We start from the raw sequence: 15,955 nt of genomic DNA on the forward strand, positions 1-15,955 counted from the left end.
TAATAAATTAGCCCTTTAGTTATTATTTATAATTTGAACTTTGAAATTTCTTCCTGCATATTTTGAGCTAGTTCTGCCAAATTTTCACTTGCTTTTGATATTTCCTCCATAGAAGCATTTTGCTCTTCCATAGAAGCAGATGACTCTTCAGTATTAGATGAGTTTTCTTCTGCAATTGCAGTTAAATTTTGTATTTTTTCTACAATTACGTTTTTATTATCTAACATTTTGTTGCTAACTTCATTCAATTGATTGATTAACTCATTGGTTTGTTCTATAGATTTTGAAATACTTTCAAACTTTTCTCCAGTATCCTTTACGCTTGCATTTTGTGACTCAAATGTTTCACTCATTGTATCCATAGTAGATACGGCTTTAGTTGTTTTGTCCGAGAGATCTTTAACTATCTTGAAGATATTATCCGAATACTCATTTGACTGTTCTGCTAATTTTCTAATTTCATCAGCTACAACTGCAAAGCCTTCACCATATTCTCCTGCTCTGGCAGCTTCAATTGAAGCATTAAGTGCAAGCAAGTTGGTTTGTTCGGCTATATCAGCAACCTGCCCACTAGCCTCTTCTATTTTTTTGGTGCTTTCATTGGTATCGTTTATAACTTCTTGTATTTCACTTGTAGCTTCATTACTTTCTTTAGTTTTTTCATAGAGGTTTTGTAGCACTTCTGTGCTCTCTGCTTTTAATTTATCAACTTCTTCAATTGCTTTGTTCAAATTTGTTAAATAGTTTTGGCTCTCTTCGATAAATGAACCAAGTTCTTCGGTTTTTTGGGAGGTTTCCTCTGTTTCATAAGCTTGATTTGATGCTCCTTCAGAAATGTCTTCTATTGCCTTTGATACTTCATTTGCAGCCTTAGATGTTTCCTGGCTATTTGCTGTAAGTTCTTCAGAAGAAGCTGCAACTTGCTCTGCCTGACTATTAATTCCTTTAATTAAATTTGATATATTGTAGACCATATTATCAAGTGCTTTAGAGATTAAGCCAATTTCATCTTTTCTTTGATAAAATTTCTTTGTTTCTTGAATCGCCTCTGCAGAAAAATCGGAGTTAGCCATCTTATCAATAGAGTTTTTCAAAGCATTTATTGGATTTGAAATATTTCTACTTATCATAACAGCAGCTCCTATACCAATGATCAAAGAGGCTATAGAACCAATAATAATTACAGTTTGGGCAAAGCTTTCCTGGCGACTCGCCGACTGATTAAGCTCATCCCTCTGGGCATAAAGAATTTCCTCTAGCTGATTTAAATTTTGTCTTATCTCTTCAAGAGCTGGCTGTGTCTCATTAGTATATATTTCCCTCGCATTCTCCTGTCCTACCTCAGAATCAGGTCCATATTCATTGTATATTTGCACTATATCTTCGGCAGAGGTGTGCAAATTAACATGAGGTTCCTCCAAAGCTAAAAAAGCCTCTTGAAAATCTTGAGGTGTTTGCTCGAACTCATCAGAATCAATTGTCTCATAAAACCAAACTCCAAAAGTACACTCGGTATAATCTAGCTCACCTTCAAATTGTTCTTCTAGAATAAACGTATCAGCCAGCTCATTAGTCCAAGAAAGATGGGCTACCTCGGTTTCTACTGATTGAACAATTGTTTCCATACTTTCTGCTGCTTCTTCATTAGCTTCAGTAACACTTGAAAGCATATAATAACTTACTATGCTTATTATAAAAAGTAGCAATAGAACTAATCCGAAACCAAATAGAAGCTTTCCTCTAATATTAAAACTCATAAAATTAATACCCCCATTAAAAAATAATTTATTATAATTAAATTTTTAATATGTTACAAAAAAATCAACGCCCGATATCACAAATTGAAAACGTCTTTACATATTTTTCGACAAAAACCACTTACTTCCTTTTAATTTTTATCTTTTTATAAAAACAAATTGTAATATCTTATAATATTTATAGAAGCTAGACTAGAAAGGCCAAAAAAAAGGTAAAGGAGAAATTAGTTTCAGCCGATATAAATATTAACAACCAGATGAAAGTGAGGTGAAAATAGTTGATTAATTCGAAGCTAAACCTTAACAAAGAATCAGGCTCGAGTTCAAGTATGGTAGATATGATCAAGTTTCAAAGTACAAAGTTAAAATATCAAAAAACTTCATTAGCTTCAAAACAAGTTTTTCCTAATAACAAAGGAGAAAAGACACTTTTAAAGACTTCTAACACTTATGCTAATTTAAGCTTCACCCAAAACAAGATCAAAATGTTTCAAGACAAAAGCACTGAATATATTTATATACAGAGCAGCACTTTGAATATCGAAATCGAAACTAGTGAGTTACACTTAGAAAAAAATATCGAGGATACAAATACTTTCCCTTCTTCAAAAGAAATAGCAGAGAGGATTATAAACTTTGCCAAAAACTTAGCAGGCGATGATAATAACAAAATTGATCTTTTAGAAGAAGCGTTCGAAAAAGGTTTTTCACAAGCTAAAAGAATGCTTGGAGGCTGGCTTCCAGATAGATGTTATGATACCTATGATATTGTGAAAGAAAAATTTGACAACTGGAGAGAAGTTACTGAAACAGAAATTTAATTCAGATAGGAAATGTGCATCCGGTTGCAGAAATATAGATATAATTCAGATATTTAAGTTCTCTATAATTAATTTTGGAGGTTATAAATATGTGTGATATGGAGGTCAAAAATCCAGCAGTATGCCCAAGAGACTGCCCGGATGTATGCAGCATAAATGTAACCAAAGAGAATAATAAATTAACCAAAATATCGGGAAACAAAGAGCACCCCATTACCAAAGGGTTTCTCTGTAACAAGGCCTATCGCTATCTTGATAGAACCTACAGCAAAAAAAGACTAAAAAAACCACTTAAGAGGATTGGTACAAAGGGAAATAAAGAAAATTTCGAAGAGATAGAGTGGGATGAAGCCCTTGATATTATCGTAAATAATTTTAAAGAAATCATAGAAAAATGGGGAAGTGAAGCCATACTACCCTATAGCTACAAAGGTACTATGGGAATGTTAAACTCCGAAGGCATGGACCGTAGATTTTTTCATAAGTTAGGCGCAAGTAAACTAGAAAGAACTATCTGTTCTGAAGCAGGAAAAGAAGCTTTCAAAGACGTCATGGGAGATCTGTGTGCAACTGATCCAGAGAATACCAAAGAAGTGGACCTGATGATTCTATGGGGGGCTAATTCTGCAACAACAGGTATCCATCAGATGGCTTATGCCAAAAGTGTCTCTCAAAAAGGCGGCAGTGTTATCTGCATTGATGTCTACGAAAATCTTACCGCCAAAAAATCTGATCATTTTATTAAAATAAATCCTGCTACTGACGGGGCTCTTGCCCTTGGTTTGATAAATATTATTATAAATGAAGAGCTATATGATAAAGATTTTGTAGATAGATGGACCTATGGTTTTGACAAGTTAAGTGAAAGGGTTAAAGATTATCCTGCAGAATATGTTTCTAAAATAACCGGTATAGATATAAAGACTATCAGATGGCTTGCCCATGAATACGCAAATAACCCCCATTCTTTTATCATGATTGGCAACGGACCACAGCATTATCTTAACGGAGATTTGACTGTCAGAAACATCACCTGCCTTCCTGCTCTAACAGGCTCCTGGAAATACAAAGGTGGAGGTGCAATTAGAAGTAACGGCGGGTATTTCAAATTAAATAGCAGATCTTTGTATAGAGAAGACCTACTACCAAAAGAAACAAGAAAAATCAACATGAATCAGCTTGGCCATGCCCTTCTAAAAGTTGATGACCCACCTATAAAAAGTCTAGTAGTATACAGTGCAAATCCCATGGCATCAGCTCCAGCCGGAAGGCTTATCCGTGAGGGGTTAAAAAGAGAAGATCTTTTCACTGTGGTAATAGAGCAGTTTATGACCGATACTGCAGCTTACGCTGACGTTGTACTTCCTACCACTACATTCTTTGAGCATACAGATATATACAAATCATACTGGCACACATATCTTCAACTTGGAGAGGCAAAAATACCTCCTCTTTATGAATCTAAATCAAATTTCGATATATTCAAAGAACTTGCACAAAAGATGGGATTTGGAGAAGAGTGCTTTTATCAAACTGAAGAGGACGTTATAAAAGAGATTATAGATTCTGAAAGTCCTTATCTTGAGGGTTTAACATTTGATAAGCTAAAAGAAAATGGCTTTTTCAAATTAAATATAACCGGCAATTACCTAAAAGATATAGGGGGGATTTTTTCAACTCCTTCAGGAAAAATTGAATTTTATTCTAACAGAAGAGAAAATGACGGGTTAGACCCTCTCCCTGCTTTTAAATATGACACTGATGTGGACATTGAAACGATTAATGTTAGCAGCACTAACAGTTTTCGTCTGGTAAGCCCACCTAATCATTATTTTCTTAACTCAACTTTCAATGAAGTAGATAGTCTTAGAAACAAAGCTAAAAACCCAACAGTGAAGATACACCCAAATGATGCAAAAAAACTAGGGATTATTTCAGGCGAGATGATAACATTGAAGAATGAATATGGAGATATAGATATTGAAGCTAAAGTTTCTGATGTGTCAATGCCTGGGGTGCTAATTGGCGAGAGTATCTGGGGACCCTCCTACTGTCCTGGCGGCAAAAACTTAAATGAGCTAACTTATGACAAGCTATCTCCTCGAGGGAGGGGAGCTGTATTCTTTTCAACATTTGTTGAGATTGAAAGCGGGCGTTAAAATCAAACCACCATATGAAAGCAGGAATGTTAAGTGAAAAACTTTTTAGTAAAGTATAAAAATATTTTTGTAGTTTTAACTTTTGTGTTCATAACATATCTATTTTATTTAAGTTATATAAACACAAGAAGTATAATCATTGAAAAAAACACTTTCCAAAAAAACCTGGTAAAAATAAATATACTTGAATCTTTAAGGTATGCAGATAACAGTTTTGATATTCTAGAAAAATATTTAAACAATGAGATGGAGCAAAATTCAATACTAATGCTTGAAAAATACAACCATAACTCAGATATTCTTACCTGGAATTTAGAGGATTTAAAAGATCAATTTGAAAAATATGATATCTATATTTTAGATAAAGAGCTAAAGATAATTAAGACAACTTTTGCAGAAGATTTGGGGTTGGATTTTTCTGATTTTCCAAGCTTTGCAGCACTGTTACAAGAAAGGTTAGAAGGGAATAACTTTATCTCTGACAGACTAGATATATCTCCTACCACTGGCAAAATCAAAAAATACAGCTACATCCCAACTCCTGATAACAAATATCTTTTTGAATTAAGCATTGATATATCAAAGTACTTTCCGGCTTTAAAAGAGCTTAATATCTTTTCTAATGCTGAAATAATCAAAGAAGAATATGATCTAATCGAAGATATTTTATTTTATAAGTTTAATGAAGATGGTAGTGAGATAGGACTTGTTAGTCAAGAGGGTGGTCTTTATTTAGATACAGATAGTATATCAACTAGGGAAAGAGATCTTGTGTCAAAAGCAATTTCATCAAACTCTATCCAGGTCGTCAGTAGCAATTACAATCATACTACTCAAACGGAAAAATCCCTTGAATTTATACCTTATTTAAACTATTTTGATGATGAATATAATGATGAGCAAAAAGCACAACTTGATTGGTGGAGTTCTTACGTAGTAGGAATAACCTATGATGATAGTATAACCGAAAAAGAATTACTAAGAGAACGAAACTTGTTTATAGCAAAGATCACGATTATTTCCATAGTTTTTGTGGCTTTTACTTTTTCACTTAATTACCTTATAAATCATACAGAAAAAGTTGCTTCTTCTGATCCTCTGACAGGTCTTGTAAGCAGAAAACATTTCATGAATTATTTAAGCAAATTAATAAATAATAATACCAATAATGAATTAGTTGCTGTAACTTTTATAGATCTTAATAGTTTTAAATATATCAATGACACCCACGGACATGAAGCAGGAGATATTGTTTTGAAAGAAGTAGCAAAGAGGTTAAAGAGCTCATTAAGAAAAAATGATATGGTTACAAGAGCAGGTGGAGACGAGTTTTTAGTCCTTATCAATGGATTATCATCTAATAGGGACGTCGAAACAATAGCAAATAAAATCAAAGATCTCTTTAGTTATCCTGCAATTATAAATGATATTGAAATTAATATAGAAGCAAGTATAGGTATAAGTGTTTTCCCAAATGATGCTGTCCATCCAGAAGAGCTATTACAAAAGGCAGACTCTGCCATGTATAAAGCCAAGAAAAACAAAATACCTGGAAGTTCCGATTACGAAATATATTAAACTTTCCAAACCAAAAAAGACAGGGACAACCCTAAAAAAAGTTAAAAGTTGAGGGCTGTCCCCTAAAAGTTCAAACGATTGATTTGCCGATAAAAACTAACTTCTTATTGCCATTTCAGCAGTTAATTTTCCTACAAATTCATCTATGTTTTCTTCAATTATACCAGGTGGTTTAGCTTTATCGGACCTAGAAACAACTTTTACAATAAGTTTTTCTGCAAAATTCATTTTTTCTGTATTAAACATAGCCCCAAAATATTCTTTGACTCTAGCACTATCATAAAGCTCACCAAATGCTTCTTTCATCTGTTCCATTGCCTTATCTTGAAAACCACAACACACGAATAATCCCAAGGGCTTTTCTTTGATTAAGTAGCCACTTTGCTGAATTAATTCTTTAATCTCTTTTTGAATCCTTCCAGCATAGATAGAACCACCTAAGATAATACAATCAAATTCAATAAGATCAGGCGTTTCTTGTGTTTTTAGGTTTACTTTTGTTACATCACTACTAATTTGCTCTGAAATCTTTTCTGTCAATTTAGCAGCTGCTTTCTCAGTACAACCATATTTAGTTGCATACAATATAACGGTTTTCATCTTTTCTATCCCCATTCTGATATATTTTTGCAAATCACTATTTGAACGTCATCATTTTGATCATTCTAATTATATTTTTTCCAAATTATTCACTATTTATCACCTTGTTACCTGCCAGGCTCATAATCATGCCTGATAATTAAATATACGATAAGCCCAATCACCGGGAAAAACAAAGTAGCTATTAACACAAGCATTGAATACTCTTTGCTGTTTCCTTTGCTTAATGCGTCTCTGTATGCCCAGATACTTGTGATAACATTTAGCACAAGTATCCCTAGTGCAAAAGCTAGAAAAAAGGGTAATGCTAACATCCTCAAAGTAACTTCAGCTCCTCTCATAACTGTGATAAAGCTTAACTATATTTCATATTGCATTTAATATTACTTTAATGTACCTCGATTTGGTTTGTTTATATTAATTATATCATCTTTTCTGCAGTTAATAACATTAATTAATTTTTATTTTTGAATTATTTTACTTTGGAATCCCGGATTCACAAGGTACTTTAGTCTGACATTTGCCACAAGGGCTGTAGGGATAGCCAAATTCTTCTCTTTCTTTTTTAGTCAAATCTGTTTCTAATAGATGCTTAGCACAGATCGATTTATCTTTAGTTTCCTTAGATATAGCACCGGCCGGGCAGCGATCTATACATTTTCCACACTTTCCTTCTGTGGTATATGGACAATAGGAATATGGATCATCATATTCTCTTTTGGTAGGTATTAATTCCAGATCTGTGATTATACTTCCAAAACGCCCTGCTGTTCCTTTTGCTGTGATCAAGCTTCTAGAATGACTAAAAGTACCAAGTCCTGCAATATAAGCTACATGTCTCTCTGACCAGTTGCTAGTATACACCTCAAAATCCTTGAAAAATTTTTCCTCAAGTAATGGCCCCACAGCTTCTCCGCCTCTAATCTGAATTTCCTCAATTATCAATCGCCTGACATTATTATTGAATTCTTCACCTTGAAATCTAGCATGAAGCCACTCCGTTGAACAAGGACCATCAGAATAATTTGAACTTTTTACTTTTTCACTAAAGGGTAAGAAGTATGATATTACTGACTTTGCTCCAGACAACCATTCTTCGGGCATACAGAATATATCACCAATAATACTCTCATCTTCTTTAAACTTTTTAAAAAGTGGGTCATCAGTTTTGGTCACTCCGACTATAGGTACATCATAAATATTTGTCTGCCCATCAATAAAATTGGCGTCATCTCTCTCAGCCAACCTTGAAATACTTTCTTTTAATTCTTTAACTATTTCATCCATGACCTTTCCCCCCTATTTGATAAAAATACAAACGTGATTCTAGTGCAATATAAAACACTATAACTCATAACTTCTGTTTTTATATTACAATTCCTCTGTTATACGACATAATTGGCAGGTTTTTTTTGTTTGTTTTAGAATTAATTATTCTAAATATTTAAAATTATAATGGCTTACACATTTAATTAAATTATATAACGGGGTGATAATAATTGACCAATTTGCTTAGAATAAATCTTTCTAAAGTCTCAGTAGTAATAGCTTTTTATATGTTTATCCTCATCGGAGCCGGTTTTTGGTATGGCTTTGAAAAAAGTTTTATACAGGATCTGTATAATATTTCAATAGCACCTTCAGTTTTGATAACTGACTTTTTTGTCGTTGGTAGTGTTGGTATTTCTCTTGTTAATGCAGGACTTGTTGGCTTAAGCGGGATAGTAATTACAAAGCTTTGCCAGGTAAATATTAGAGGTCCGGTGATAGCAGCAGTTTTTACAATGGCCGGATTCTCTTTTTTGGGCAAAACTATTATTAATATTTGGCCAATTATTCTTGGGGTTTTCTTGTATTCAAAATATATGAAAGATACTTTTACGCATTATCTTTTAAACGCATTATTTGGGACCGCCCTTGCCCCTATCGTAACAAGTACTGCAGTTGCTTTAGAGTTAGGGATAATAGGTGGGATATTGACCGGCATTATAGCAGGATTTTTGGTTCCACCCCTGGCAGGCCATCTATTAAGTGCTCATCAAGGACTTAATCTATATAACATTGGATTTACTGCCGGCTTTATAGGAACACTTTTTACAGGTATTTTTAGAGGATTTGGGTATGACAAAGAATTGGTATTAATATGGGGCGAAGGATATACTTCTACAGTATTACCTTTCTTCCTAGTATACATAGCTTCCATGACTTTAGTTGGATTAATATATAGCAGGGGAAGTTTTAGCTCTTTTTTTAAAATCCATAAGATGTCGGGAGCTCTTGTATCTGACTTTGTAGAGCAAAGAGGTTTTGGAGCTACTTTTATTAATATGGGTGCTGTAGGAATTTGGGGAATAATATATTTACTCCTTATTGGCGCAGAAATTAATGGCCCAAGTCTTGCGGGTATATTCACTATGATAGGATTTGGAGCTTTTGGGAAGCACAGCAAAAACATCTTACCCATTATGCTTGGGGCATATATATCTCTGTTATTATTCAAATGGCATCCAACAGAACCTGGACCTGTACTAGGAGTATTATTTGGCACCACTCTCTCACCTATATCAGGGACATACGGTCCTTTGCTAGGGATAATAACAGGAGGATTGCATATTTCGATGGTTATGAACGTAGGTTACCTACACGGTGGTCTCAACTTATATAATAATGGCTTTGCAGGAGGTATTGTTGCTACAATTATGGCAGGTCTAATTAAAAATTTAGAGAGGGGCGATTAATATGGGGCCTGAATGGAGAAAAATAAAAGGCATATTAGATGAGCTTATTCGTAACTCGATGAAAGCTGGAGCCAAAATTTTAGAGGCGAAAATAGAAGAAAAAGATGATCACTTTGAGATATATATTAAGGATAATGGAGAAGGTATGGATGATAAAACCTTAGAACATGTTAAAGAAGCATTGTCTATGCCCCGTCGTTGCGAAATAGAAGAGTATTATGGCAATCTAGTTGGACACAGTAGTGGAGACTTTGGGCTTTCTATGATAGGAATGATGACTGATGATTTTTATATCAATTCCAAAAAAGGTAAAGGTACCGAAATTAAAATTATTAGGAAAAAAGAGTGCCGATAAACTAATTCTAACAGTTAAAAACTAGTTTAACTTTAGGCCTATCGAACTGTATGGTAGGTATAATTTGTATGATATAATTAATGTCAGGGTTAGATAGAATTAATTACTAACAAGGGGGAATGAATCATGGATATCTATTCTGCGCTTCAAAATAGGCGAAGTGTAAGAAAGTACACAGAAGATCAAGTCCCTGAGGATAAACTTAATAAAATATTGGAAGCAGCAAGAATTGCACCTTCATGGGCAAACAAACAGTGCTGGCGCTATATTGTAGTAAAAGACGATAACAAAAAGAAAGAATTACAAGCTGCAATCCCAGAAAAAAACCCAGCAGCGAAATCATTGGCTGACGCTCCAGTCGTTATAGTACAGTGTGCTAATCCAGAAGAGTCCGGCAATATGAACGGAAAAGAATATTACTTACTAGACTGCGGTATCTCCATGCAGCAGTTAATGTTAGCAGCCCACGCTGAAGGCCTTGGCACCTGCTGGATAGCATGGATAGAAGATGAAGATAAAATTAGAAACGCGTGTAAAGTTCCTGAAGATTTGGAAATCGTCTCAGTAACACCTCTTGGCTATCCTGCCAAAGAATCAAAAATGCCCCAAAGAAAAGAACTAACAGAAATTGTATCAGAAGAAGAGTGGAGCTAGTAAGTTAAGTTAGACTCTCTAAAAAAATAAGGGACCGTTCCCAAAGTAATTAAAGTTTTTGGGTTAGGGTCCCTTACCCCTAAGTTGGTCAAAACCACGACTTATAAAGGCTTAAGCACTACTCTTGTAGTTAAAAAAGCTACGAAAAACATTATAACCCCAGCTAATAAAAATATATTACTCATCCTTGTTGCATCTAATATTATCCCATTTGTAAATGTTCCTACAGCTCCTCCTACAAACATATTAAAAGATGCTAAGGACATGGCCGTTCCTTTTAGCTGAGGCATCACCTGTTGAGCACGCATAATCATTGATGATTGAAGTAATACAAAAGATAAGCCAAAGCCAAACAAGAAGATTATTAAAGTAAAGACAGAGCTTGATATTGAAAGTAATAATAAAGATATACTGCCCAAGATACCTGCAAAAATAAAGTATTTATCTTTAGCTTTTTCTCTAAACCAGCTGGCTTTTCTACCACCCAAAACTGTAGCTGCTCCAAATGATGACAGAATTACGCCCACCATCAAAAGATTTAAACCAGTCTGTTCTTCAACATAACTACCTGCATATGTGAAGCTTCCAAATATAGCAAATCCTATAATGAATATAGTTCCAACAGTTTTTAATAATAACTTGTTACCAAATGCTTTTCCATAGACCTCTCGATATTTTAATTCATCTACTACACCCTTACTTTTTACTAGAACTTTTATCATAATAAGGGCTGTTACAAGCTCGGCAATTCCATAAAAGCCATATACCAGTCTCCAGTTGCCTAAATAAGCCAAAGCTCCACCAAGGGCAGTAGCTGAAGCCGCTCCCATAAACATCATTCCCATTACTTTTCCTATTGCGTTTTGCCTGTGTTCATCAGAGAAAGTCTCGCCTATAAGTGCCATAGTAACGGGAAAAATACCCGCTGCAAAAGCTCCGTTAATTCCTCTTAGAATTATTAAAGATGGAAGGTTAAAAGAAAAAGCAGCCAAGGTACTAAAAATCGCAGTACCAAAGGCAGCAATATTTATAATTTTGGACTTCCCAAATCTATCACCTAACGGCCCAAATATTATCGTAAAAAGCCCAAATGAAGCCATGTAAGCAGTTACCGAAAACGCAGCCTGGGAAATACTAATATCAAGATCTCTAGCTATGTCCGGAAGTAGCGGTGCTGCAGCATAGTTATCACCGTTTGCAAAAAAGGCGATTATCCCTAGTATTAATAACATTTTTTTGTGTTTTTCTTGCATGATACCACTCCTTTATATTTGCCTGCATACTAACAATACTAAACTTTTGAATGCAGGTTATTCATTAAGCTACAAAATTTTCGTAATGTATAGCTTCTTTTGATAGACCTTTTTCTTCAAGTATTTTTGTCACATCGTCAGCCATAGCTTTTGTCCCACATATATAAACTACTGTGTTTGGAGCTATATCAATCTCTTTTAGAATTTCTGTCACATAGCCATTAGGAATATTTTCTTTGTCTTCTCTTGAGAGTGTTCTATGGTAATTAAAGTTATAATGTTTAGAGTCAAGTTCAGTAAAAAGATCATCGTAGATTAGATCTTTCTCATATCTCGCCCCATATAAAAGAGTGATCTCTCCATCAAAATTATACTTATCTTTATATTCTAACAAAGTCTTAGAAGCAGCAGCAAAAGGGGTAATCCCTATACCATTAGCTACAAATAATAACTTAGCTGCTTTTTGGTCTATCATTAGTTCTTTACCCATAGGGCCTTTGAGCTCTACTTCATCGCCTTCTCTAAATTTGTTAAAAATAATATTTGTTCCATAACCATCTTCTAACTTCTTGATAGTTAAACTTATTTCGTCTCCTTTTTCGTTAATTGAGGAAACGCTGTAAGCCCTATATAGTTCTTCGTTGGCATCTATTTTAATTATTACAAACTGTCCTGGAACAAGGTTCATTTTTTCTGGTTTATTCAATTTGATATTGTATTCTTTAATATCTTCTGTTAAGTCTCTTATTTTTGTTATCTCACCTTTGTAATAAGTGCTCTCTTCAAACCCAGTCAGGTCAGCATTTTCTTTACTGTCCTTTGCTTTTTCTTCATTAGTAATTTCTAATATTCCTGCTGGACAGTTTTCTACACAGGTATAGCACCTGATACATTTTTCTTCATGATACTGGTTATTATCACCTTTAAAAGATTTGTAAGGGGCTAACTGCATAGGACATACCCTTGAACACATACCGCAGGAGTGACATAGCTCAGAATGCTCGGCGGTAACTTTTTCGTCTGTCTTTTTAGTGGCACCAATGGCTTTGCCTAATTTGTAAAAGATTATCTGAATTGTACCCATTGGGCAAAAGTGGCACCAAGCCCTTGAACTAAAAAGAATACCTAATATTCCTCCGAATATTAACACCATCAAATAAGTGTTTGAAAATATTGAGCCTGCACTATATATAAGTGAAATCTCTCCAATATTCTTAAATGCATTAATAAAATTACCTGTAAAGTTATACATGAAGAATAAAAAGAATAATACCAACACAACTTTTGACCGTAAAATTCCCGGTATATTTTTGTTCCTGGTGAATGGTAATATTATAAAGTCATAAAAACTACCATGAGGACAAAAATTACCACACCAGTACCTTCCTTTGAAAAAACTCATTGCCATCAAAGCTATCATTATAAATGGAACAATAAGACCAATCGGTGGGAAAAATTGCCCCCCTATTGCAACTGCAACGGTTACTATCCATGCTGTCTTTCTTATGCTAGTAAAAGTTCTATTTGCTTTAATATAAAATTCAGGACTTTTCATAATTAATACCTCCAAGTTTGATTCCCCCTTGCCTTGTACCCCCAGGGGGTATATTTATAATATAAGATTTCCACTTATTTGTCAAATATTAATCCTAACAATTAATCCTGAACAAAGTAACCTGATAAATCTATAAATTTAATCTTATCAGTGTATATTTCAAACAATATTCTCAACTTTCCCCATTCTAAAAATAGGTTCAAAATCATTTCGAGGTAGAGGCTTACTGAACAAATACCCTTGGGCTAGGTAACAACCATATTGGGTTAATAACTCAATATGCTTTTCTTCTTCTACTCCTTCTGCTATTACATCAACATTCAAACTTTTTGCCATAGATATTATAGCTTTTGTAATAGCAGAGTCTTTTTGACTATCTATCATTTGATGGATAAAGCTCTGGTCAATCTTTAATTTGCTGATGGGAAAATTTTTGAAACTGTTAAGGGAGGAGTATTCAATTCCAAAGTCATCTATCGATACATTAATCCCTAATTTTTTCAACTCGTTCAGTTTTTCTAATGCAGTTTCCAAATTATACATAGCTACACTTTCAGTTATTTCTAACTCCAAGTATCTAGCTTCTAAGCCAGTTTGGTTAAGTACATCCTTGACCATTTGGACAAAATCCCCGTGATAGAATTGCTTAGCAGATACATTTACTGCAATATTAAGACAGGCAAAGCCATTTTCCTGCCATTCTTTGTTCTGCAAACAGGCATTCTCCAAAACCCATCTGCCAAGAGGGATTATAAACCCTGAATCTTCAGCTACAGGTATAAAGTCTCCTGGAGAAACAATACCCCATTCAGAGTGATACCAGCGTACTAACGTTTCTACACCAATTATTTCCATTGTTCTCGTATCTATCTGTGGCTGATAATATAATGCAAAATCATTATTATCTAGAGCTCTGACAAGCTCCCTTTCAATTGTTAGTCTTTTTTCAACTTTCTCTCTCATTTCAGGAGAAAATATTTGAATTCTATTTTTCCCTTTTGATTTTGCCTCGTGAAGTGCCAGGTCAGCGTTACTGATCAGCTTATCTAAATCATCTGCATGCTGTGGATAAAAACCTATCCCTACACTAGCTGACAAATTTAGTTGATAGTTATTAACTTCAAAGTGTTCCTGAAAGACATTTAATATAGAATGTGCAATTGGCTTGGCATTTTCTTGGCCTTTAATAATAATTACAAAAATGTCCCCGCCAAACCTATAGATATTTTGGTTCTCTGAATAGTTTTTCATAACAGTTTCTAATCTAAGAGAAACATTTTTAAGCAGTATATCGCCAACTTTGTGACCTAATGTGTCATTTATATTCTTGAACCTGTCTAAGTCTACGAAAAATAACGAACCTTCATTACCATGTTCAGAGGCCTGTTTAATCATATCACGCAAATCATCATAAAACTTTATCTTATTAGGTAGTCCAGTCAAAAAGTCATAATAAGCACTTTCCCTAAGCTTTTTATATGGATATTTTACACTACTAATAAAAATAGCCTTATAAATAAATACATAGGCTATAATCTTAAATATATGACCTACAATATTATAGATTTCACTTACATCTTTATATAAAGTAAATAAAAAGCTGCTTAGAGCCATAACTGACACAGCTGCAAGTAAGTTTACTTTATCATAAGGCTGTGGCATATTACGCATCAAAACTAAAGCCAATAAAGTTGCTACATGGATTCCAATGATTATATATTCTATACCAATTTTGAAAGATGTTAGACCTATATTTTCTATATAGGTAGGCGGGAAAATACCAGGATAGTATAATATTAATCCATACATCAACAAAGTAACTATTAAGGTAATAATTAAAAATATATATTTTGACAAACTTTTCTTTAAGGGCTTCCAAGGCAAGATCACAGCAGTTAATAGTCCAACAGCTGCAGCGAACCGAGCCGCAAGCCAAAATAATAGCATCTTATGGGTATTATTAGGCGTTATGAAGTCTGGCATACCGGGAAAAGACAAGGTATGGCCTAAGTCAAACAATCCTACCATTAAAAAAACACAGGCTATAATAATTATATTTACGTCCCTTTCTCTAGTATAAGCATGCCATCCAATGCTAAAGACCATTACTGATACAATTATAGAAAACAGTTCAGTTATATTGTGAAGAAGCAAGTACAAATCATAATCTTCGAGTACGTAGGAAGGACCAAAGATCAACATAGCTACTGTAAATAAAAAAGATAAAGCTACTATGAATACAGTGACATTAGTTGGTCTATGAATATAATAATGTTCATTATCAATATTAGGATAGATTTTTTGATCATCATTTTTATTAATCATAATGTTCACATCCCATTCAACAATAATATTCATATTCAACTATATTTCTATATCTTTCTATCTGATTAGTCAAATTACCTCCAGGGCTATAACTTTTGTTCTACAATTTTTAAAATTTCGAGAAATATTAACGGCCTTATAATATCTAACCATTACAAGG

The 15,955-nt window shown here is 34.0% G+C and carries 13 protein-coding genes; 6 read left to right on the forward strand and 7 right to left on the reverse strand.

The features are described 5' to 3' along the window. Positions 1-26: 26 nt before the first annotated feature. Positions 27-1,757: a methyl-accepting chemotaxis protein gene (locus ACONDI_RS10220; RefSeq protein ID WP_241078446.1), complete on the reverse strand. Its 1,731-nt coding sequence runs from the start codon at positions 1,755-1,757 to the stop codon at positions 27-29. Between the two features lie 278 nt (positions 1,758-2,035). Here ACONDI_RS10220 and ACONDI_RS10225 point away from each other — a divergent pair, with 278 nt between their 5' ends. From ACONDI_RS10225 to ACONDI_RS10235, 3 genes are all read left to right on the forward strand, one after another. After that, a complete protein-coding gene (locus ACONDI_RS10225) occupies positions 2,036-2,578 on the forward strand; it encodes a hypothetical protein (RefSeq protein WP_241078447.1) in 543 nt (180 codons plus the stop codon). Positions 2,579-2,667: 89 nt separating this feature from the next. Beyond that, entirely contained in the window at positions 2,668-4,737 is a 2,070-nt protein-coding gene (locus ACONDI_RS10230) for a molybdopterin-dependent oxidoreductase (RefSeq protein ID WP_241078448.1), read from the forward strand. A 33-nt stretch (positions 4,738-4,770) separates the two neighbouring features. Further along, positions 4,771-6,315, forward strand: a complete 1,545-nt coding sequence (locus tag ACONDI_RS10235) for a GGDEF domain-containing protein (protein WP_241078449.1) — start codon at positions 4,771-4,773, stop codon at positions 6,313-6,315. 96 nt (positions 6,316-6,411) lie between these two features. Here the strand turns inward: ACONDI_RS10235 and ACONDI_RS10240 are convergent, their stop codons facing one another. The 3 genes from ACONDI_RS10240 to ACONDI_RS10250 form a co-directional block, all read right to left on the reverse strand. Next, positions 6,412-6,915, reverse strand: coding sequence for a flavodoxin domain-containing protein (locus ACONDI_RS10240; RefSeq protein WP_241078450.1), 504 nt, complete (start codon positions 6,913-6,915; stop codon positions 6,412-6,414). 107 nt (positions 6,916-7,022) lie between these two features. Next, complete coding sequence (locus ACONDI_RS10245) at positions 7,023-7,229, reverse strand: PLDc N-terminal domain-containing protein (RefSeq protein ID WP_241080949.1); 207 nt, start codon at positions 7,227-7,229, stop codon at positions 7,023-7,025. A 163-nt stretch (positions 7,230-7,392) separates the two neighbouring features. Then, complete coding sequence (locus ACONDI_RS10250; RefSeq protein ID WP_241078451.1) at positions 7,393-8,202, reverse strand: hypothetical protein; 810 nt, start codon at positions 8,200-8,202, stop codon at positions 7,393-7,395. A 212-nt stretch (positions 8,203-8,414) separates the two neighbouring features. On the opposite strand from ACONDI_RS10250, the gene ACONDI_RS10255 reads away from it, so the two are divergent. From ACONDI_RS10255 to ACONDI_RS10265, 3 genes are all read left to right on the forward strand, one after another. Next, complete coding sequence (locus ACONDI_RS10255; protein WP_241078452.1) at positions 8,415-9,653, forward strand: DUF1576 domain-containing protein; 1,239 nt, start codon at positions 8,415-8,417, stop codon at positions 9,651-9,653. A 1-nt stretch (position 9,654) separates the two neighbouring features. Further along, positions 9,655-10,008, forward strand: a complete 354-nt coding sequence (locus tag ACONDI_RS10260; protein ID WP_241078453.1) for an ATP-binding protein — start codon at positions 9,655-9,657, stop codon at positions 10,006-10,008. Positions 10,009-10,134: 126 nt separating this feature from the next. Then, positions 10,135-10,662 carry a nitroreductase family protein gene (locus ACONDI_RS10265; protein ID WP_241078454.1) on the forward strand — a complete coding sequence of 176 codons (528 nt, stop codon included), beginning with the start codon at positions 10,135-10,137 and terminating at the stop codon, positions 10,660-10,662. A 101-nt stretch (positions 10,663-10,763) separates the two neighbouring features. Here the strand turns inward: ACONDI_RS10265 and ACONDI_RS10270 are convergent, their stop codons facing one another. The 3 genes from ACONDI_RS10270 to ACONDI_RS10280 form a co-directional block, all read right to left on the reverse strand. Beyond that, a complete protein-coding gene (locus ACONDI_RS10270) occupies positions 10,764-11,915 on the reverse strand; it encodes an MFS transporter (protein WP_241078455.1) in 1,152 nt (383 codons plus the stop codon). A gap of 64 nt (positions 11,916-11,979) precedes the next feature. Then, entirely contained in the window at positions 11,980-13,470 is a 1,491-nt protein-coding gene (locus ACONDI_RS10275; protein WP_241078456.1) for an FAD-binding oxidoreductase, read from the reverse strand. 159 nt (positions 13,471-13,629) lie between these two features. Next, complete coding sequence (locus ACONDI_RS10280; RefSeq protein ID WP_241078457.1) at positions 13,630-15,795, reverse strand: bifunctional diguanylate cyclase/phosphodiesterase; 2,166 nt, start codon at positions 15,793-15,795, stop codon at positions 13,630-13,632. Between the last annotated feature and the right edge of the window lie 160 nt (positions 15,796-15,955).

The organism is Natranaerofaba carboxydovora, from assembly GCF_022539405.1.
Classification (GTDB): Bacteria; Bacillota; Natranaerobiia; order Natranaerobiales; family Natranaerofabaceae; genus Natranaerofaba; species Natranaerofaba carboxydovora.